General features: G+C 70.6%; 16 protein-coding genes and 1 pseudogene. All 17 read left to right on the plus strand.

The window, feature by feature from the left end:
* Positions 1 to 238 precede the first annotated feature (238 nt).
* Positions 239 to 2,137, plus strand: a complete 1,899-nt coding sequence (locus ACI2LW_RS30160; protein ID WP_404734422.1) for a hypothetical protein — start codon at positions 239 to 241, stop codon at positions 2,135 to 2,137.
* Between the two features lie 80 nt (positions 2,138 to 2,217).
* Positions 2,218 to 2,904, plus strand: a complete 687-nt coding sequence (locus tag ACI2LW_RS30165) for a hypothetical protein (protein WP_404734423.1) — start codon at positions 2,218 to 2,220, stop codon at positions 2,902 to 2,904.
* Between the two features lie 988 nt (positions 2,905 to 3,892).
* Complete coding sequence (locus tag ACI2LW_RS30170; protein ID WP_404734424.1) at positions 3,893 to 4,435, plus strand: hypothetical protein; 543 nt, start codon at positions 3,893 to 3,895, stop codon at positions 4,433 to 4,435.
* 75 nt (positions 4,436 to 4,510) lie between these two features.
* On the plus strand, positions 4,511 to 5,671 hold the full coding sequence (locus tag ACI2LW_RS30175) for an ATP-grasp domain-containing protein (protein WP_404734425.1): 1,161 nt from the start codon (positions 4,511 to 4,513) through the stop codon (positions 5,669 to 5,671).
* A 2-nt stretch (positions 5,672 to 5,673) separates the two neighbouring features.
* Positions 5,674 to 6,414, plus strand: a complete 741-nt coding sequence (locus tag ACI2LW_RS30180; RefSeq protein ID WP_404734426.1) for a PIG-L deacetylase family protein — start codon at positions 5,674 to 5,676, stop codon at positions 6,412 to 6,414.
* Positions 6,399 to 6,911 carry an NUDIX domain-containing protein gene (locus tag ACI2LW_RS30185; protein WP_404734427.1) on the plus strand — a complete coding sequence of 171 codons (513 nt, stop codon included), beginning with the start codon at positions 6,399 to 6,401 and terminating at the stop codon, positions 6,909 to 6,911. Before ACI2LW_RS30180 ends, ACI2LW_RS30185 begins: the two co-directional genes overlap by 16 nt.
* Complete coding sequence (locus ACI2LW_RS30190; RefSeq protein ID WP_404734428.1) at positions 6,901 to 7,863, plus strand: nucleoside hydrolase; 963 nt, start codon at positions 6,901 to 6,903, stop codon at positions 7,861 to 7,863. The genes ACI2LW_RS30185 and ACI2LW_RS30190 overlap by 11 nt, the downstream gene beginning before the upstream one ends.
* Positions 7,860 to 8,744, plus strand: coding sequence for a glycosyltransferase family 2 protein (locus tag ACI2LW_RS30195; RefSeq protein WP_404734429.1), 885 nt, complete (start codon positions 7,860 to 7,862; stop codon positions 8,742 to 8,744). Before ACI2LW_RS30190 ends, ACI2LW_RS30195 begins: the two co-directional genes overlap by 4 nt.
* The gene (locus tag ACI2LW_RS30200; RefSeq protein ID WP_404734430.1) at positions 8,741 to 9,565 is read left to right on the plus strand and encodes an HAD family hydrolase; all 825 of its coding nucleotides are present in this window, start codon (positions 8,741 to 8,743) and stop codon (positions 9,563 to 9,565) included. Before ACI2LW_RS30195 ends, ACI2LW_RS30200 begins: the two co-directional genes overlap by 4 nt.
* Positions 9,562 to 10,869, plus strand: coding sequence for a sugar efflux transporter (locus ACI2LW_RS30205; RefSeq protein ID WP_404734431.1), 1,308 nt, complete (start codon positions 9,562 to 9,564; stop codon positions 10,867 to 10,869). Before ACI2LW_RS30200 ends, ACI2LW_RS30205 begins: the two co-directional genes overlap by 4 nt.
* Positions 10,866 to 11,699, plus strand: coding sequence for a hypothetical protein (locus tag ACI2LW_RS30210; protein ID WP_404734432.1), 834 nt, complete (start codon positions 10,866 to 10,868; stop codon positions 11,697 to 11,699). The genes ACI2LW_RS30205 and ACI2LW_RS30210 overlap by 4 nt, the downstream gene beginning before the upstream one ends.
* A gap of 71 nt (positions 11,700 to 11,770) precedes the next feature.
* Positions 11,771 to 13,045 carry an MFS transporter gene (locus ACI2LW_RS30215; RefSeq protein WP_404734433.1) on the plus strand — a complete coding sequence of 425 codons (1,275 nt, stop codon included), beginning with the start codon at positions 11,771 to 11,773 and terminating at the stop codon, positions 13,043 to 13,045.
* Positions 13,046 to 13,047: 2 nt separating this feature from the next.
* The gene (locus ACI2LW_RS30220; RefSeq protein ID WP_404734434.1) at positions 13,048 to 14,313 is read left to right on the plus strand and encodes an aspartate aminotransferase family protein; all 1,266 of its coding nucleotides are present in this window, start codon (positions 13,048 to 13,050) and stop codon (positions 14,311 to 14,313) included.
* Positions 14,310 to 15,224: an inositol monophosphatase family protein gene (locus ACI2LW_RS30225; protein ID WP_404734435.1), complete on the plus strand. Its 915-nt coding sequence runs from the start codon at positions 14,310 to 14,312 to the stop codon at positions 15,222 to 15,224. Before ACI2LW_RS30220 ends, ACI2LW_RS30225 begins: the two co-directional genes overlap by 4 nt.
* 32 nt (positions 15,225 to 15,256) lie before the next feature.
* Entirely contained in the window at positions 15,257 to 16,279 is a 1,023-nt protein-coding gene (locus ACI2LW_RS30230) for a zinc-binding dehydrogenase (protein WP_404734436.1), read from the plus strand.
* Positions 16,280 to 16,322: 43 nt separating this feature from the next.
* Positions 16,323 to 17,324, plus strand: a complete 1,002-nt coding sequence (galE, locus tag ACI2LW_RS30235; protein WP_404734437.1) for a UDP-glucose 4-epimerase GalE — start codon at positions 16,323 to 16,325, stop codon at positions 17,322 to 17,324.
* Positions 17,325 to 17,679: 355 nt separating this feature from the next.
* Positions 17,680 to 18,500 (plus strand): annotated as a pseudogene (locus tag ACI2LW_RS30240) (Fe-S oxidoreductase); the annotation flags it as partial.

The following is an 18,500-nucleotide window of genomic DNA, read 5'->3' on the forward strand; positions in this document are numbered from 1 at the left end:
CCATGCACCACGGACTCCAGCACGGGACGGGCTGTTCGCGGCACACCGGCACCCGTCCGCTCGCAGCCCTGCCGCCGGCCTGCGAGGCGCCGTACGCGAGAAGGCACAGCGCGCTCACCGGCCCCCGCACCCGACCGCCGGCAGCATCCGCGGCCAGGACCGGCCGACGTGCAGCATCCGCGGCCAGGACCGGCCGACGCGCCCACGCGCCCACCCTCCCACGCGCCAGGAGAAGCCCATGACGGCGCCCGATGACACTCCCACCGGCACCCCCGCCACGGCCCCCGCCACGGCCCTCGCCACCGCCCCCGCAACGGCTCCCGCCCCCGCCACCCTGCCCGCCGGCAGCGACCCCCCGCCCCCAGGCACGGCCCCCACGGCCTCCCCGGCCCCGACGGCCCCCGGCGCCGCACCCGCGCCCCGGCTCAGCGAGGGCCTGCAACGACTGGGTGAATACCAGGGCTCAGGCTTCACCGAACGCAAATACCTCGTCCGCCGCGGCGACGGACAGGTCATCCAGCTCTCCCGGCTGCTCTACCTCGTCGTCAGCTCCATCGACGGCGTACGCGACACGGAGACGATCTCCCACCGCGTCAGCGGCCGCCACGGAGCGGAGGTCACCACCGACGACATCCACTACCTCATCGAGCACAAGCTCGCCCCCCTCGGCATCACCGCCCCGCCGGCGGACGGCGCCCAGCAGGCGGAGGCCCCCCTGCCCCGCACCGACCTGCTGCTGGCCCTGCGCGGCCACAAGGTCATCTTCCGCGAACCCCACGTGGCCCGCATCGCCGCCGCCCTGGCCTGGCTGCACCACCCCGCCGCCGTCGCCCTCACCCTGGCCGGCATCGCCGCCCTGGACGTGTGGCTGTTCGCCGTCCACGGAGCCATCACCCCCCTGCTGCAAGTCCTCCAGCAGCCCCTGTGGATGCTCATCCTCTTCGCCCTGACCGTCGCCTCCCTCCTCTTCCACGAGTTCGGCCACGCCTCGGCCTGCCGCTACAGCGGAGCGACCCCGGGAAAGATCGGCTGCGGCATCTTCCTGATCTGGCCCTCCATGTACACCGACGTCACCGACGTCTACCGCGTCGGCAGGACCGGCCGCCTGCGCACCGGGCTGGGAGGCGTCTACTTCAACGGCATCTTCATGCTCGCCCTGGCCGCCGGCTACCTCGCCACCGGGCAACCCTTCTTCCTGGCCGCCGTCTACCTGACCCACTTCGAGATCCTCGAACAGCTCATGCCCGTGGTCCGGCTGGACGGCTACTACATCCTGGGCGACCTCGCCGGCGTCCCCGACCTGTACGGCAAGGTCAAGCCCATCCTGCTCGGCCTGCTGCCCGGACGCCGGCGCACCCGCCGCACCGCCGGAGCCGCCGAGCTCAAACGCTCCGCCCGCATCACCGTGACGGCCTGGGTCCTCACCATGATCCCGCTGCTGCTCGCCGAGGCCGCCTACGCCCTGTGGAACCTGCCCCGCCTCCTGATCACCGCCGCCCGCAGCCTGCGCGACCAGAGCACGGGAACCTACACGGCCTTCGCCGACGGCCACCTCGCCGCCGGCCTCATGGCCGTCATCGGCACCCTCATGCTCCTGTGCCCGGTGGCCGGAGGCGCCTACCTCGCCGGCCGGATCACCACCCGCCTCTGGAAGGCCGCCGCCACGGCCACCCGCGGAAAACCGGCGCTGCGCCTGACCCTGGCCGCCGCGGCCGCCGTCGGCCTGGCCGTCCTGGCCACCGCATGGATCCAGGGCCTCACCCCCCGCCCCCTCCCCGAAGCGGCACCCGTCACCCCCGCCCTCCAACCCGGCAAACCCACCCCGCCACCACCCCGCCCGACCCCTCCCGCCCCCACCCACCGGACCACCACCCCACCCCCCACACCGACCCCCAGCACCCCACCTGTCCCCCACACCCCCAAGCCGACCACCCCGCCGCCCCCCTCACCCACACCCCCCACAGCCACCCCCACGCAATCCCCCACACCACCCCCCTCCACCAGCCGGACACCCCCCATCACCCCCACGCCCTCGCCGTCCCCCTCCACCACCCCCACGCCCTCCACGACCCCCACACCCACCCCCTCCCTCTCACCCCCACCAACCTCCCCCACCCCCACCCTCACCCTTTCCTGACACCCCCCACCCCCCCTGACCCCCGCCCCCCCGACCCCCTGACCCTCCGACTCCCCTGACCCTCACCGACAGGAGCCCCCATGCACCACCGCAAACCACGCACCCGCACCGCCACCAAAGCCGCCCTCGGCCTCGGCATCGCCGCCACGACCACCGCGGTCATGACGGCCGCCACCACCCCGACCCAGGCCGCCGGCCGCTTCCCCCGCGTCGCCATCGCCGTCGACTCGGCCCGCAGCCACGCAGACAGGACTCACGTGCGCCAATTCGACGAGAACTTCGCCATCCACGAGTACGGCCCCACCGTCGCCGTCACCGCGAACAACCGGGCCACCGCCGTATCGGCGGGATGCTCCCCGGACAACCCCTGCCGGTCCATCGCGCTCTCGTACCAGATCGTCACCACGGCCGGAGCGAACGCGCGCCTGATCAACGCCACCAACCTCAGCAGGTCCGTCAACGAACACTGCCCGGCGTGCCAGACCTACTCCGCCGCCTACCAGTTCATCGTGGCCACCCCGCGCCGCTTCACCCTCAGCGCCCAGGCACGCGGCCAACTCGCCCACATCAACCGCCAGGTCGACGCGCTGCGCACCTCCCAGTGGTCCATCGCCCGCATCAGCCAACACGCCGACGAACTCGCCCGCCAGGTCAAGAGCATCCTCGACCACGAGGCCGCCCGCGCCCCCCGCGCCCCCCGCACCCCCGGCAACGACCAACTGGCCGACTTCGCGCCCACGGTGACCATGCACCGCTACGTCCGCTGACCCCCGAACCGCTCAGGGCTGCGGACTCTCCCACCCCAGCCCTGAGCCCCACCCCACGCGAACCGTCGGTCGAGGCCGGGCCCACAGCCCGGCCTCGACCCGTTCCCGCACCGCTCAGAAGAGAGCGCCGACGACGATTCCCAGGAATTCGCCAACGGAACCGAGGATGGTGGTCAGCATTTCAAGCTCCTTGGAGAGAAACGGGTAGGTACGAGTAGAACTACCTGCTCCCCACCAGATGCGCATGCCAGGACCGATTTCCGAGTGAACCCCCCGAAACAGTGCCGACACCCGTCTGCGCCGAACGGGAGCACAGGATCCGACAACGCGCTCCCGCAACGCTGCCGCCGGATCCACCCGGGAAAATGAAGGGCAACGAGTTCCACCCCGACTGACCCGGGCGCCGTGGGACCACCTGTACTCGGTGGCTTCAGCGAAGCCGCACACCGCCGCCTGGAAGGTCAACGGCCCGTGCTCGCCGCGGGTCTGACGGACGGTTGCATCCCACGCGGGCGCGTCCGGCGCCCGGTCGGCCGCGGCGCCCATCGGTACATCGGTACCGGCGAGGCGGCCGCCACAGTCCAGCGGGCCACCACCACAGGACCCAGGCCTCCTGCCCGATCGTCATCAACCAGCCAACCCTCCCGAAGCACACCTTAACTTAAAACATGAAAGAAGCCCTCCGTCCTCGCATCGCCCTGAGCTGCGGCTACTCGGCCGCGCACGCCGGCCCGCGCGGCGCGAACCCCGTGCCACCCCACCCGCCGACGGTCACTGATTGACCACCGAACCAGGACATCTCACCCCCGCGGGCGGGGCGCGAAAGTTCCTGTCCTCTCCCACCGCCGATGATCTACGTTTGCAATCGTGTGGGAATGAGAAGCAATTCGCCGTGAAACCGCACTAGTTTCTTCGGAAGCGAGCAAAGGCTCGAAGTACAAGGAGGAACATGTCCCTTCCGCCGACCACGCGAGATCCTTGGGCAGACGTGACGAGCGTCCGCGGCTTTCAGTGCGACGAACTGATATCGGCCCTTCAGAAATACATCCGCAGGGGAAATCTGGAAGAGGCGCTTCTGGTCGCCCGGGAGATGTACGAGACGAGCCCGGAACTGGAGACGCACCTGTGGAACCGGCTGCTGGTGATCTCCATGTCGGACTGCAATGACGGGACGTTCATGCAGACGCTCATCGTCGAGTCCCTGCAGCGCGTGGGCATGCGCATGCAGCGGGGCACCGGCGAGCGCTGGGGCTTCCTCGTGCAGGCCGTCCGCTACCTGGTCGCGATCCCCAAGGACGAGACCACGGACGAGATCTGCATGTGGTCGCGCCACACGATGAACAAGAATCTGCGCGGCCCGGTCATCCCGGACTACGCGCTCGACATCCACACCGAAGCGGGCCGCAAGATGGGCCGCGGGATGGCCCACTTCCTCACGGAAGGCACCGTCATCACCAATCCGTACCCGGGCGCCGACCCGACCTTCGGCGAACGCGTCCGGGAGATCGTGGCCCGAGGGGAGTGGCACTAGCCGCGTGCTCGACGGCACCGCTTCCGCCCGCCCCGCGGCGAAATCTCCCGCGAGCTCGAGAACGAAATGGACCGTATGCGGATAGTTGTCACGGGAACCGGCGGCGCATCCGGCTACGCAGTGGCGCTCCAGGCCGAGCAGCTCGGATACGAAGTCCTCTGGGCCGACGCCGATCCCCTCTGCCCTGCACTGCTCGCCAACTCCCCTCGGGCCCGGCTGCTTCCTCCGGCGTCGGAAGGCGGCGCCTACCTCGAAGCACTGGCGAAGGCCGCGAAGGACTTCGGAGCCGGCTGCGTCAGCTTCAACACGGACGCCGAGGTGCGTTACGCCGCCCACGAGACCGAGACCCTGAGCGAGCTGGGCCTGACGCAGTGGATTCCCTCACCTGAAACCGTCCGGGTGTGCTCGGACAAGGCGGAGTTCGCCCGCCGGCTGAGCGGGGACCCCCGATTCCGGACACCGCTCTCCTACTCGGCGGACGACCTGCGAGCCGGCCCCCTCCCGGCCGCCGGCGTGTTCGTCAAGACACGCTCGGGCAGCGGCGGGACGGACTCCATGGTCTGCTCCAGCCGGCCCGAGCTGGACGCCTGGCTGGCCCGGCATCCGGACGGACTGGTCCAGGAAGTACTGACGGGACAGGAATTCTCCGCGGACTGTCTGTACACGGGTGCGGACCTGCCGCTCGTCGTCACCCGGCGGCGGCTGCGGACCCGCTCGGGCATGTCCACGGTCACCGAGACCTTCCACCACCCGCGACTCGAACAGCTCGTCGCCGGCCTGCTGCGGGAACTGCGGGTCGTAGGGCCTTCCTGCGTGCAGGGATTCCTGCAGCCCGACGGCATCGTCCTCACCGAGGTCAACGTACGGTTCGGAGGCGGATGCGCGGCCGCCTTCTGGGGCACGACGCATCTGGTGGAGCAGTACCTCGCCCTGCTCACCAGCAACGAGAGAAAGCTGCCCGAAGGGCTGCACGGACAGCGCTCCTTCACCACGACCGTGCTCGTGCGCGTTCCCGGCTACACCACATTCCAGGCCGGGCCGGAGACGAAGGAGCCCACCACCTCCACGGAGTCCACCACCTCCACGGAGTCCACCACCTCCACGGAGTCCACCACCTGCACGGAGTCCACCACCTCCACGGAGTCCACCACTTCCACGGAGTCCACCACTTCCACGGAGTCCACCACTTCCATGGAATCCACCACTTCCATGGAGCCACGAACGGGGGAGGAATAGACATGGCGCGTGGGAGCGTGCTCGTCATAGCGCCGCATCCCGACGACGAGACGTTCGGGTGCGGAGGCACCATCGCGACACTGGCGGCCTCCGGCATGGACGTCTACGTCGAACTCATCGTCCAGCACGGGATCAACACGGGCGGCCCGGCCGCGGCCCGGGTGGCCGCCGACCGGGGCACCGAGTTCGCGCTGGCATGCAGCAAGCTCGGCGTCAGCGACTACCACGTGATGATCCAGGACGGCGATCACCGGGACACCCTGCACACACAGACCGCGCGACTCGTCGAGTCGATAGAGTCCACCTCCCCGATCTCCCTCGACAGCGTGCGGCCCCAACTCGTGCTGCTGCCGGCCCGCGGAGCGTTCCACCAGGACCACCAGGTGGCCCACCAAGCGGCGTTCGCCGCATGCCGCAACCGCGGAGCCGGACATCACACCCCGTCGGTGATCCTGGGCTACCAGTGCCCCGAGGACTCCTGGAGCTCGCAGCCGGAGCAGGCCACGGCCACCCTCGACATCACCGAGCACTACGGGCAGAAACAGGCCGCGGTCGCCTGCTACCGGCACCAGACCAAGCCGGACCCCCACCCGCGGTCCATGAGCGGGATCGAACAGGCCGACGCCGTCCAGGGAGCCGCCATCGGAGTCCCCTACGCGGAATCGTTCGTGACCTACCGGACCGACCTGAAATTCATCGCCGAGGCGGCGGGAACCCGGGAGCCGGCGTGCGAGAACACCTAGAGGACTGGCAGTGGGCCCAGACCGTCGTCAGGTTCACCGACCGGCGGCCCCCGGACCAGGTGGTCCAGAGCGTCCGGGCCATCCCCCTGGCGGAGGACGGCGTCGTGGTCTGCCGGCTCTCCGACGGCACGGCCTTCCTCCCCGGCGGAACCAGGGAGGACGGCGAGTCCGTCGACGCGTGCCTGCGCCGCGAACTCGCCGAAGAGGCGGGTTTCCTCGTGAAGGGGCGACCCCACTGGTTCGCCGCGCACAGCGGCGTCTGCTACAACCGCGTCCCCTACAAGCCCTACGCCCCGTTCCCGCTGAAGGCCTGGCTGTGGGGAGCGGTCCAAGGAGAACTCGCCGGTCCTCCCACGAACCCCGCCGGCGCCGAACAGGTCGCCTCGGTCAGCGTGCTGCGACCGCGGGACGCCGTGGACCTCCTCGAGCACGAAGGCCGCGGCTACGCACAAGCGCTCCGGTACTGGATGAGCCTGGGAGCCCCCCTTGAGTCCTGAGCACGACACCCCACGCGATCTGCTCGTCGACACCGACACCCTGGGCATCAACGACGACGCCCTCGCGCTCCACCATCTCTTCGCCCTGGCGCGCATCCCCCGCCTGATCACCACGGTCTTCGGGAACACCACTGCCACCATCTCGGCGCGACACGCACACGCCCTGGCGCGCGCTCACCGTCTGGACATCGAGGTCGTCCGGGGGTGCGAGAAACCGCTGTGGTGGTACGAGCCCGTCCGTCAGGGCGTGCGCGAGACCGTCGCGGCCCTGCCGGCGGACACGTACGTCGCCTCGCTGCGCCCGGACAACGACGGCTTCTGGGACACCGGCACCGAGGACGGGCCGGCCCCCGACGCGCTGGCCGCGGCCCTGACGCGATCCCCGGGGGCCGACGTCCTCGCCCTCGGCCCCGTGACGAACATCGCCCGGGCCCTGCGGCGGCTTGCGCCCTCCGTCCCGGCCCGGCACCGTCTGTGGATCTCCGGCGGATCCCTCAGCAGCGGAAACGTGACGGAACACGCCGAGTTCAACACGTTCGCCGACCCCGAAGCCCTCGAGGAGTGCCTGTCGGCGGGGTGGGAGACCGCGGTGATGGTCCCGCTCGAGGTCCTCGAGGCCCCGCGGCTGGTGCCGGCGGCGGTGGAGCGGATCCGGCGCACCGGCACCCCGCTCGGCGCCGCTCTGGACAAGCTCGAACGCGAATCGCCCCGGGGCGAGAGCACGGACCGCGAACCCATCTGGGACGTGGTCGCGGCCTCCCTCATGGCGGACCCGGCCCTGCCGCACAAGGAGGAGACGGGAACCATCACCGTCGACACCGATCCGGCGCACCGCGGAGCCGTCCGGTTCCGGCAGGGCGACGGACCCCACCGTCTGGTGACGCACATCGACCCCGACGCCGTCCTCCAGCGGTTCGAAGCAGCGGTGAGCCGGCCGAGGAGCGCCCCTTGAACGCCGGCTCCCCCGACTCCTCGCCCTCCGTCCCGCCCACGCCCGCGCCCATGTCCCCGCAGGACCTGACGATCGTCATCCCGGTGCGCGACGATCCGCTGATCTATCGGTGCCTGGCGTCCATCGACGTCCCCTGCCCCGTCATCATCTCCGCCAACGGGTCACCGGACTGGTTCCTCAAGGGACTGACGACGTATGCGAAGGCCGCGTCCCACGTGACCGTCCTGAGCACCCCGGACAGCGGAATCGGCCTGGCCTACAACCGCGCGATCACGCAGGCGCTCACGCCGCTGGTCCTCCTCATGGACTCCGACTGCGCCTTCGAGCCCGGAGCCATCGCCTCGATGCTGGCCGAAGCGTCCTCCGGGCTGGTGAAGGGACGGGTCCGGTTCGAAACCGCGGGCCGCGGCAGCCGGCTGGTGGCCGCGGCACGACGACTGACGGAAGACCCCTTGGTCACCAAGAAGGTCAACGCCTACAGCCCACCGCTGCTCTACCGCACGGACATCGTGGCGAAGATGGGCGGCTACCACTTCAGCACCGCCATGAAGTGGCGCGAGGACCGCGACTTCGAACTGCGCCGGCGCAGGTCGAACCTGCCGGTGCGGCTCGTCCCCCAGGCGGTCATCCGGCACAAGCCCCTGAGCGTACGGGAGGACCTCAGAAGCGTCCGGGCCTACGGAGCGGGCCAGGCGCACGGCGAAGCGCTGAAGGTGCTGCCCGCCATGTCCCTGCACCACGAGTTCAGGAAGGCGTGCGCAGTGGCGTGGAGAGGCGTGCGGCGCGGCGAACCCGGCGCGGGGGCCTACGCCGCGCTCAGGAACCTCCTGGTGGTCGCGAGCCGCGCCGCCGCGTTACGGCGCCGAGGGGAGGCGACGTGATCAGGATCGTCTTCTGCGACCTCGACGGGACCCTCGTGCGCCCCGGCGGACACGTCCTCGACGAGGACATCGACCAGCTGCGGCGGACGACCGCCGGCGGAGCCCGTCTGGTCTTCGTGACCGGACGCCCCGCACGCTGTCTGTCCGATCTGCCGGCAGCCGTCGTGGGGCTCTCCCGCCACATCGTCACCTCGAACGGGGCCTCGGAGGTCGTGGACGGCCGGACGCGGATCCTCGCGCCCCTGGCCGGACAGCGGGCACGGGAATTCTCCGACGCGCTCCGCACAGCCGACCCCAAGGTCAGCTTCGCCACGGAGTTCGAGTCCGCGTTCGGCTACGAGCCGGGATACGCCTGGTGGCCGGCCACGGACACGGGCGCCGACGGCTTCTGCGCGGACCTCGCGGACCTGACCGGCAGCACCCTGCCCGTCACCAAACTCCTGTGCCGCAGCGCCGCCCTGAACGCCGGGGACCTGGCCCGTACGGCGCAGGCCCTGGGGCATGCCGTCACCGTCACCTACTCCTGCCGGCCCGAGGAAGGCGGACCGGTCGAAGTGCTCTCACCCCTCGCCTCCAAAGGACACGCGGTCCGCAGGATCCTCCGGGACACGGGCCTGACGCCGGCCGAGGCCCTCGCGTTCGGGGACCGGGCCAACGACATACCGATGCTCCAATCCGTCGGCGAGGCCGTCGTGATCGGCGACCCGACCGAACCCGGCCTCTCCGTCTTCCCCTCCGCGGCTTCCGTGGGCACCTGGCTGGCGGTAGCGCACGGCGAGCACCGGCCCGCACGGCACCCGGCCGACGGGGGAACGACGTGAAGCTCGCGCGTCCCACGCCCCCCGTCCACACGCAGGGCGCCCCTCAGGGACGCCGGTTCGGCAGGACGGCGACGTCCCTGGGCGTCGCCGCCGGATGCCACGCCCTGGCGATGTCGGTGTTCGGCACCACGCTCAGCCTGTTCCTCGCGGACGCCGTGGGCGCGGGACCCGGACTCATCGGCCTGTACTTCACCGGCTGTGCCGTCGCCGGCATCGGCATCAACCTGGCCATGGGCCGTCTGTCCGACCGGCTGCCCGACCGCAGGATCGCCCTCGCCTCGACCGCGCTCGCGGGAAGCGCCGGCGCGCTGATCCTCACGGGCGCCCGCACCTACGCGGTGGTGTTCGCCACCGGAGCCGTACTCCTCGGCCTCAACGAGGCGTACATCTCCCAGCTGTTCGCGTACGTCAAGGAGTTCGCCGACACGACCGGCAGGGAGGTGACCCCGTTCAGTTCCGCGGTGCGGTCCGTCTTCTCCGCCGGGTGGGTGGTCGGTCCGCCCGTCGGCCTCTTCCTGCTGACCCACGCCGGGTTCGCCCGCATGTACGCGGTCGCGGCCGCCCTGCTGGTGCCGACCGTGGTCCTCGGCCGCTGGTTCCTGCCGGCCCTGCAGCCGCCGCCCCGGCCGGAGCCCGACGACAGGACAGGCAACCGCCGTCCGGCCCTGCGCCGCGCCCTCACCACGGTGCCGCCCCGCTCCTGGCTCCTGCTCGGCTCGGTCACGGCGGTCAACGTGGCGAACCAGATGTACCTCATCACCATCGCGCTGCACGTCACCAAGGACCTGCGGCTGCCGGCCTCCCTGGTCGGCCTGATGGCCGGAGCCTGCGCGGCCCTGGAGATCCCCCTGATGATCACCGTGGGCCGTCTGGCCGACCGCGTCGGGAAAGTACGGATCATGGCCGCCGCCGTGGCCCTCGCCGTCGTCTTCTTCTGCCTGCTGCCGATGGCCCGCTCGGCACCCGCACTGCTCGCCCTCCAGCTGCCGAACGCCATGTGGATCGCGGTGATCACGAGTATCCCGATGGTGGTGGTGCAACAGGAGGTACCCGGCGGGACCGGCACGGTGTCCGCGCTCTACTCGTCCACCTTCCCGGTCGCCCAGCTGCTGGCCGGGGCCATCACCGGGGTGGTCGCCGCGCAGGCCGGCTACCGCAGCGTCTTCTGGATCTGCGCCGGACTCTGCGCGCTCGCCGCCGTACTCCTCCTCCTCCGGCGCCGCGCCGCCCCCCTGGTCCCCGCCGGCCAGGGGCGGCCGGACCGCCCGGACGAACCAGACGACAACGAGAGAGACCTGACGTGACGATCCGCTTCGTATCCGTCGTCGGCGCCGACACCGGCCTGCTGGACGCCGCCCTCACCCACTACCGCGCCCTCGGCGTCGAGTCCTTCCACATCGCCCGGCACATCGAGACGTTCGACGACCCCGACTTCCGCCGTTCCCAGGAGGTGGCCGCCCAGCACGGCATCTCCTTCGCCGCGGTGCATCAGGGGCCCTGGGACGAGGACCTCAACGGATATCTGATCCGGGCACAGATGCGACGCCACCCCAAGGACTGGTGGGTCGTCGCGGACCTCGACGAGTTCCATGTCTACGACCGGCCCCTGACCGACATCATCGCCGCGTGCGAAGCCGGCGGGTACGACTACGTCAAGGGCGCCCTGCTGGACCGGGTGTCCGCCGACGGCAGTCTGACGCCGCTGAAACCGCACGAGTCCATCTGGGCGCAGTACCCCCTCGCCGGACTCGTGACGCTGCGCCTGCCGGGCGCCGGCTCCTCCAAGGTGACCCTCGCCCGCGGCGAGGTACGACTGCACCTCGGCCAGCACGGCGCCGAGACGGGACGCCCCATGCCCGCCGAGGAGGCCTTCCCCCAGGTCCACCACTTCAAATGGAACGACACGGTGCTGGCCCGGCTCGTCCAGCGGGAACAGGCGTACTCGTCCGGCGACTGGCACCTGACCTACCCCGACACCGTGGACGAGTCACGCCGTATGCTCCAGCACCTCGACGCCAACGGCGGACGGATCGACGTCACCGCACAGGAACTCCGGCTGCACCGCTGCGGCAGCGCCTACACCGACTACCGCCCGTGGCCGGAACTCGTCCCCCTGCTCAAGACCATCCGATAGCGCACACCGGCTCCCGGCTCCCGGCACAGCACCGCAGGGCGGCCCACACCCACCAGACAGGAGAAAACCGCATGGAACCCACAGCTGCGGCTGCCCGCGCCGCGGTCTTCGGATACTTCGGCATCAACGGCACGGCGCTCGCCCTGTGGGTGGCTCACATCCCCGACATCAAGCGGGATTTGGACCTCAGCTCCCTGCAACTGGGAGCGGCGCTGCTCGTGGTGGCCGGCGGAGCCCTGGCCGCCATGCAGATCGCCGGCCGGCTCATCGACCGCGCCGGCTCGGCCGCCGTCACCCGGGCCGGCGGCACAGCGCTCCCGCTGACCCTGCTGGGCCCCGCCTTCGCCCCCTCACTGCCCTGGCTGGTGCTCTCACTCGCCCTGCTCGGCGCGGCCAACGGCCTGATGGACGTCTCGATGAACGGGCAGGCCGTCGAGGTCGAACGGCGCTACGGCAGACCCATCATGTCCGCCTTCCACGCCGTGTTCAGCGTCGGCGGGGTGGCGGGCGCGGGAGCGGGCGCCCTGCTGCTCGGCCTGGACGTCCCCCGGGAGATCTCCCTGCCGGCGGCGGCCCTGATACTGGGCTCGGCAGCCGTGGCACTCAGGAGCAGGCTGCTGCCGAAACCGGCCCCCTCGGACACCGACGACGCCGACGAGGACAAGACCCGCGCCAAGGGACGGCTGCCGCTGCTCGCCACACTCCTGGGCTGCGTCGCCTTCAGCAGCATGGTCGTCGAAGGAGCGGCCGCGGACTGGGGCGGGGTCCACCTCCAGGAGACGGTGGACGCGGACAACGGCGTGGCCGCCCTCGCCTACGCCGCCTTCGCCGGAGCCATGACCACCGGCCGGGCGCTCGGCGACCGTATCGTCGCCCGGCACGGATCGGTCATGGTCGTCCGCTGGGGCGGCACGACGGCCGCCGCGGGCCTCGCCCTGGTGGTGTGGTCCGGGCACCTGGTGCCCATCCTGCTGGGCTGGCTGCTGGCCGGCGCGGGCGTGTCGACCGTCGTACCGCAGATCTTCACGGCCGCCGGCAACCTCAGCACCGACCAGTCCGGGGCAGCCCTCGCCCGCGCCGCGACACTGGGCTACTTCGGCTTCCTCGCGGGCCCGCCGCTCGTCGGCTCACTGGCGGACCGCACCAGCCTGTCCACCGCCCTGCTCACCCCGCTCCTGCTCGCCGTCACCGTCGCGCTGAGCGGCCCCCTGATCCGGCGCGCCGGCGCGAGCGCGCCCACCCCCGCGCCGGCCGGCCCCGCCGCACACCCCGACACGCCGGCAGCGGCCACCGGCGGCCCGCCCCCCGCGACACACCGCACGACCGAACCCTCGGGAGAGAAATGACCATGCCCGACAGGCAGGCACCGCAAGGCCTGTACTACCCGGTCTCCGAACACAGGATGACCCGCGGGGAGGGCGTCTACCTCTACGACGACCAGGGCCGCGACTACATCGACTGCGCGGCCGCCACGTTCAACCTCAGCCTCGGCTACAGCCACCCCGACGTCGTGGCGGCGATCCAGAAGCAGGCCGGCCAACTGGTCCACGTCACCTCGGCCTTCCAGAGCGAACCCGTCAACGAACTCGTCGACCGCCTGGTCTCCGTGTCGCCGAAGAACCTGACCAAGGTCCACCTGAAGGTCTCCAGCGGCTCCGCCGCAAACGAGGGCGCGATCAAAATGGCCCAGGTGGCGACCGGCAAGCGGGACGTCATCACCCTCTTCCGCAGCCACCTCGGCCAGACCATGATGATGGCGTCCCTCTCCGGGAACGCCTTCCGCAAGGAACCCTTCCCCGCCCTGCTGCCCGCGGGCCTCCAGGTCCCCGACCCGTACTGCTACCGCTGCTTCTACGGCCAGACCCCGGCGAGCTGCGCCATGATGTGCGTCGACAGGATCGACGACTTCATCGAATACGCCAGCACCGGCCAGATCGCCGCGGTGATGGTGGAGCCGATATCCGGCAACGGCGGCAACATCGTCCCCCCGCCGGGATACTTCCAGCGACTGCGCGAATTCTGCGACGAACGCGGAATCGTGCTGATCTTCGACGAGATACAGACCGGCATCGGCCGCACCGGCCACATGTTCGCCGCCGACCACTTCGAGGTCGAACCGGACGCCATCACCGTGGCCAAGGGCCTCGGCGGTTCCGGCGCCCAGGTCGCGGCGATCCTCACCAACGACCGACTGGCCGGCCTGGACGCACACCACCACTCCTTCACCTACGGGGCCAACGTCATGGCGGCCGCGGCGGCGAACGCCACCCTGGAGATCATCGGCCGCCCCGGCTTCCTCGAGAACGTCACCGCCGTCGGGGAGTACGTCATGCGGCGCCTGCGCGCCCTGCAGACACGGTTCCCCCAGCTCGGCGACGTGCGCGGCGTCGGCCTGATGATCGGCGTCGAGATGGTGGACGACGCCGGCGAACCCTCCGCCGACCTCGCCAACACGGTCGCGCGACGGGCCATGGACCACGGCCTGATCATCCGCAGCTCCCGCTACGGCTTCGGCAACGTCTTCAAGATCCGGCCCCCGCTCACGATGACGCTCCAGGAGGCCGCCCTCATGTGCGACCGCCTCGACACCCTGCTCACGGAGATCCTGACGTGAAAGACCTGCTGATCGGCGCGGCCGAGGCCATCCGCGACAGCCTGCGGGCGGCCGGCCCGGCCCCGCTCACCCGGCGGGTGCTGGGCGTCTCCCCGGGCGGTGACGCCCAGTTCGACATCGACGCGGTCGCCGAGGCGGCCCTGTGGAAGCACCTGTCGGCCCACGCCGGCGTCCCCCTGGCCGTGCAGACCGAGGACAACCACCGCCGCGACACCGGGGACGACCCACGCCACCTCCTCGTCGTCGACCCCATCGACGGCACCCGGCCGGCGTCGGCGGGCCTGGAGATGGCCATGGTCTCCCTCGCGGTCGCCCCACTGGACCAGCCGGACCCCACCATCGGCGACGTCACCCACGCACTCCTCATGGAACTGGCAACCGGCGCCTGGATGTACACCGGCCCCGGCACCGAGGGCGTCGAAGCCGACGGCTTCCCCGCGCCCGTCCCCTCCCTGAGCGCCACCGTCTCCCCACGCCACATGTTCTGGTCGCTGGAGTTCAACGGCCACCCCATGCGGCTCATGACGGACGCGTACGCGCACCTGGTCGACGCCTCCGCCAACACCGGCGGCGTCTTCGTCTTCAACAGCGCCTGCTACTCCATCAGCCGCATCGTGACCGGCCAACTGGACGCGTACGTCGACATCGGCAACCGCATCCTGCGCGACCGGCCCGGAACAGAGCCCGAGTTCCGCAGAGTCGGCGGCGGCGACGTCCTCCACCTGTTCCCCTACGACATCGCCGCCGCGGTGGTCCTGGCCCAAAAGGCCGGCGTGGTGATCACCGACGCCTACGGCCAGGGCCTGGAAGGAACGGCCCTGCTCGACCTCTCCCCGCTCAACCAGCGCTCGTGCGTCGCCGCCTCGACCGCGGAACTGCACGCCCACCTGCTCGACACCATCCGCTGGTGACACCCCGATCCCTTGCTCCACACGGAGGTTGTATGCGTGCCCTCACCCTCGGCGAGAACGGCACTCTCGTCCGCACCGAGCGGCCCGATCCCCGGCTCACCGAACCCGACGACGTGCGCATCCGCGTCGTGCAGACCGGCATCTGCGGCACCGACCGCGGTGTGCTGACAGGCAAGTTCCCGGCCAGGACGGGCGTGGTCATGGGACACGAGGCCGTCGGCCGGGTCGACAGCGCGGGCCCGGCGAGCCGGTTCACCCCGGGCGACCGTGTCGTGATCAACCCCACGCTGTACTGCTCGGCCTGCCCCCAGTGCGCCGCGGCACGGTTCCAGCACTGCGAGAACAAGACCGGGACCGAAGTGGGCCTGGACCGCGACGGATCCTACGCCGACTACATCGTCCTGCCCGACAAGTTCGTGCACCGGCTGCCGGACGGCATGAGCTGGGACCGCGCGGTGGTCGTGGAGCCGCTGGCCTGCGTCCTCAACAACCTCGACGCGGCGTCCATCGTGCCCGGTGAAACCGTGACCGTCCTCGGCGCGGGCCCCATCGGCCTGGTCACCGCGATGACGGCGCTCCACCTGGGCAGCGGCGTCCTCCTCGTCGAAACGGACCCCTTCCGGCGCGAACTCGCGGCCAAGCTCCTGCACGACCTGCCGGCCCGCGCGCCCCTCACCGTCACCACGCCCGGCGCCGCCGGGCCGGCGCCCCGCTCCCGCACGGTCATCGACACCGTCGGCAGCCTGCTCGACACGGCGCTGCGACTCGTGGACACCGCGGGAACCGTCGTGATCATGGGCTTCGACGACCGGGCCCGCGTGACGGTACAGCCACTGGACATCCTCCGCCGCGGCCTGCGCATCGTCGGCGCCGGCGACTACAACGCGCCGTCCTTCCCCCGCGCCCTCGCACTGGCCGAGCACCTGCCGCTGGAACGCGTCATCACCCACCACATCCCGCTCGACGAACACCAGCGGGCCCTGGAACTCATCGGCGTCACCGGCCACGGCTACCAGGGAGCCAAGGTCGTCATCGTCAGCGACGACGACCACTGACCGTCCACAGCTCCCACGCACCGCGAACAGAGAGGTCCCGCCAGTGAAAGTACTGATCTCCGGCGGCGCCGGCTACATCGGCAGCACCGTCGCCTCGGCCTGCTCGGACGCCGGCATCACCCCCATCCTGCTCGACAACCTGGTCACCGGGCGAAGGGAGTTCACCGAGGGGCGCGCCTTCTACGAAGGCGACATCGCCGACGGCGCCCTGCTCGACCAGATCTTCACCGAGCACCCCGACATCGATGCCGTGGTCCACTGCGCGGCTCTGATCCTCGTCCCGGACTCCGTCGCCGACCCGGTGGGCTACTACCGGGCGAACGTGGTCAAGAGCCTGGAATTCGCCGCCCACCTCATACGGAACGGATGCGGAAGGATGATCTTCTCCTCCTCCGCTTCGATCTACGCCGCCGGCGCCGACTTCAGCGTCACCGAGGACTCCCCGCTCGAGCCACTGAGCCCCTACGCGCGAACCAAGGCAGTGTGCGAGGCCATGTTCGCCGACATCGCCGCCACCCAGCCGATCCGCATCCTGTCCCTGCGCTACTTCAACCCGGTCGGCGCCGACCCCCAGCTCCGCACGGGCCTGCACACAAGGCGTCCCACCCATGCGGTGGGCAAACTCATCGAGGCACACGCCGAAGGCCGGCCGTTCCGGATCACCGGCACCGGCTGGCCCACCCGGGACGGCTCGGGAATCCGCGACTACCTCCACGTATGGGACCTGGCCACCGCACACGTAGCGGCGCTGCAACGCTTCGACGAGATCATGCGGGGCCCCACACGGTCCGGCGTGATCAACCTGGGCACCGGAACGGGCACCACGGTCAAAGAACTGGTGGACGCCTTCAACACCGTGGTCACCCCACCGGTCACCGTCGTGGAGACCGGTCCCCGCCCCGGCGACGCGGCCGGTGCCTACACACGCAGCGACCGCGCCGAACGGCTCCTCGGCTGGGAACCCCGCCACACCCTCACGGACGGCATCCGAAGCGCCCTGCGGTGGACCGGTATCCGCGACGAACGCCTCCCGGACAAAACCTGACCACCGACACCGCCCCCGGCCCGCCCTCACCAGGGTTCGCACCAGCAGCGGTCGCGACCGCGGTCACCGGCGGCACCGATGGTTCATCGCGCGATGTGGCCGTGGGACAGGGGTCCGGGCCGACGGGTGGCGGCACGCGGGTGGTGCTGCGGTAGCGGAGGTTCCGCACTCGGCGACGTAGATCACCAAGTGTGCGGGTGCCCTGCCGTGGCGAGAGGCGCTACTCTCGCACGAGCAACATAAGTTACCGCTTAGTAGCAATCCAGGGCGGCCCCATCGGTCCCGGGGCTGCGCATCGCCCGACAGTCCGCCCGGCGGGTCCACCCGGCCCGCCGGGACGCTTCGAGGAGCCCCCATGCAGCTCGCCGCGATCGTCGTTTCGCTGACACTCGCCACGGCCGGCATCGCATTGTTCGTGCGCGCCTTCTGGTCCTTCTTCCGGTTCTTCCGGCTGGGGGCGCCCTTGCCGAAGAACGCCAATCGCCTGGACGATCCTTGGCGGCGCAGTGTGACGCTGGTCAAGGAGTTCCTCGGCCATACGCGGATGGCGCAGTGGGGTGTGGTGGGCTTCGCGCACTGGTTCGTCGCGTTGGGCTTCTACACGCTGGTGCTGACGATCGTGAACGCGTTCGGACAGTTGTTCCAGCCGGACTGGACCCTGCCAGTCGTGGGCGGCTGGCTGCCGTATGAGATGTACATCGAGTTCATCGGCACGGGCACCACGGTCGGCATCGTGATGCTGTTCGTGATCCGGCAGCTCAGCCTGCCGAGGCGACCGGGCCGTAAGTCGCGTTTCGCGGGCTCCAACTTCGGCCATGCGTACTTCGTCGACACGGTGATCTTTCTCATCGGTGTCTCCGTGATGGTGCTGCGCGGTCTGGAGGGTGCGCTGCACCACGCGGAGTACGGGCCGGAGAACTACGTCTCCTACGGTCTGACCCAGCTGTTCGACGGCATGGCGAGGCCGGACCTGGAGAACCTGGTCTACTTCTTCGCGATGCTGAAGCTGGGCGCCTCCTTCGTCTGGATGATCACGGTCAGTCTGAAGCTGGACATGAGTGTGGCCTGGCACCGGATGCTCGCGTTCCCGAACATCTGGTTCAAGCGGAACGCGGACGGTTCGACCGCGCTGGGCGCGCTGCAGCCGATGACGTCGGGCGGGAAGGCGATCGACTT

Source organism: Streptomyces sp. NPDC004065 (genome assembly GCF_044903565.1).
Lineage (GTDB): Bacteria > Actinomycetota > Actinomycetes > Streptomycetales > Streptomycetaceae > Streptomyces.

Coding starts and splice junctions, on each gene's coding strand:
- ACI2LW_RS30175 (WP_404734425.1), top strand. CDS start 4,511: ATGCGGATAGTTGTCACGGGAACCGGCGGCGCATCCGGCTACGCAGTG.
- ACI2LW_RS30215 (WP_404734433.1), top strand. CDS start 11,771: ATGGAACCCACAGCTGCGGCTGCCCGCGCCGCGGTCTTCGGATACTTC.
- ACI2LW_RS30165 (WP_404734423.1), top strand. CDS start 2,218: ATGCACCACCGCAAACCACGCACCCGCACCGCCACCAAAGCCGCCCTC.
- ACI2LW_RS30230 (WP_404734436.1), top strand. CDS start 15,257: ATGCGTGCCCTCACCCTCGGCGAGAACGGCACTCTCGTCCGCACCGAG.
- ACI2LW_RS30160 (WP_404734422.1), top strand. CDS start 239: ATGACGGCGCCCGATGACACTCCCACCGGCACCCCCGCCACGGCCCCC.
- ACI2LW_RS30220 (WP_404734434.1), top strand. CDS start 13,048: ATGCCCGACAGGCAGGCACCGCAAGGCCTGTACTACCCGGTCTCCGAA.
- ACI2LW_RS30180 (WP_404734426.1), top strand. CDS start 5,674: ATGGCGCGTGGGAGCGTGCTCGTCATAGCGCCGCATCCCGACGACGAG.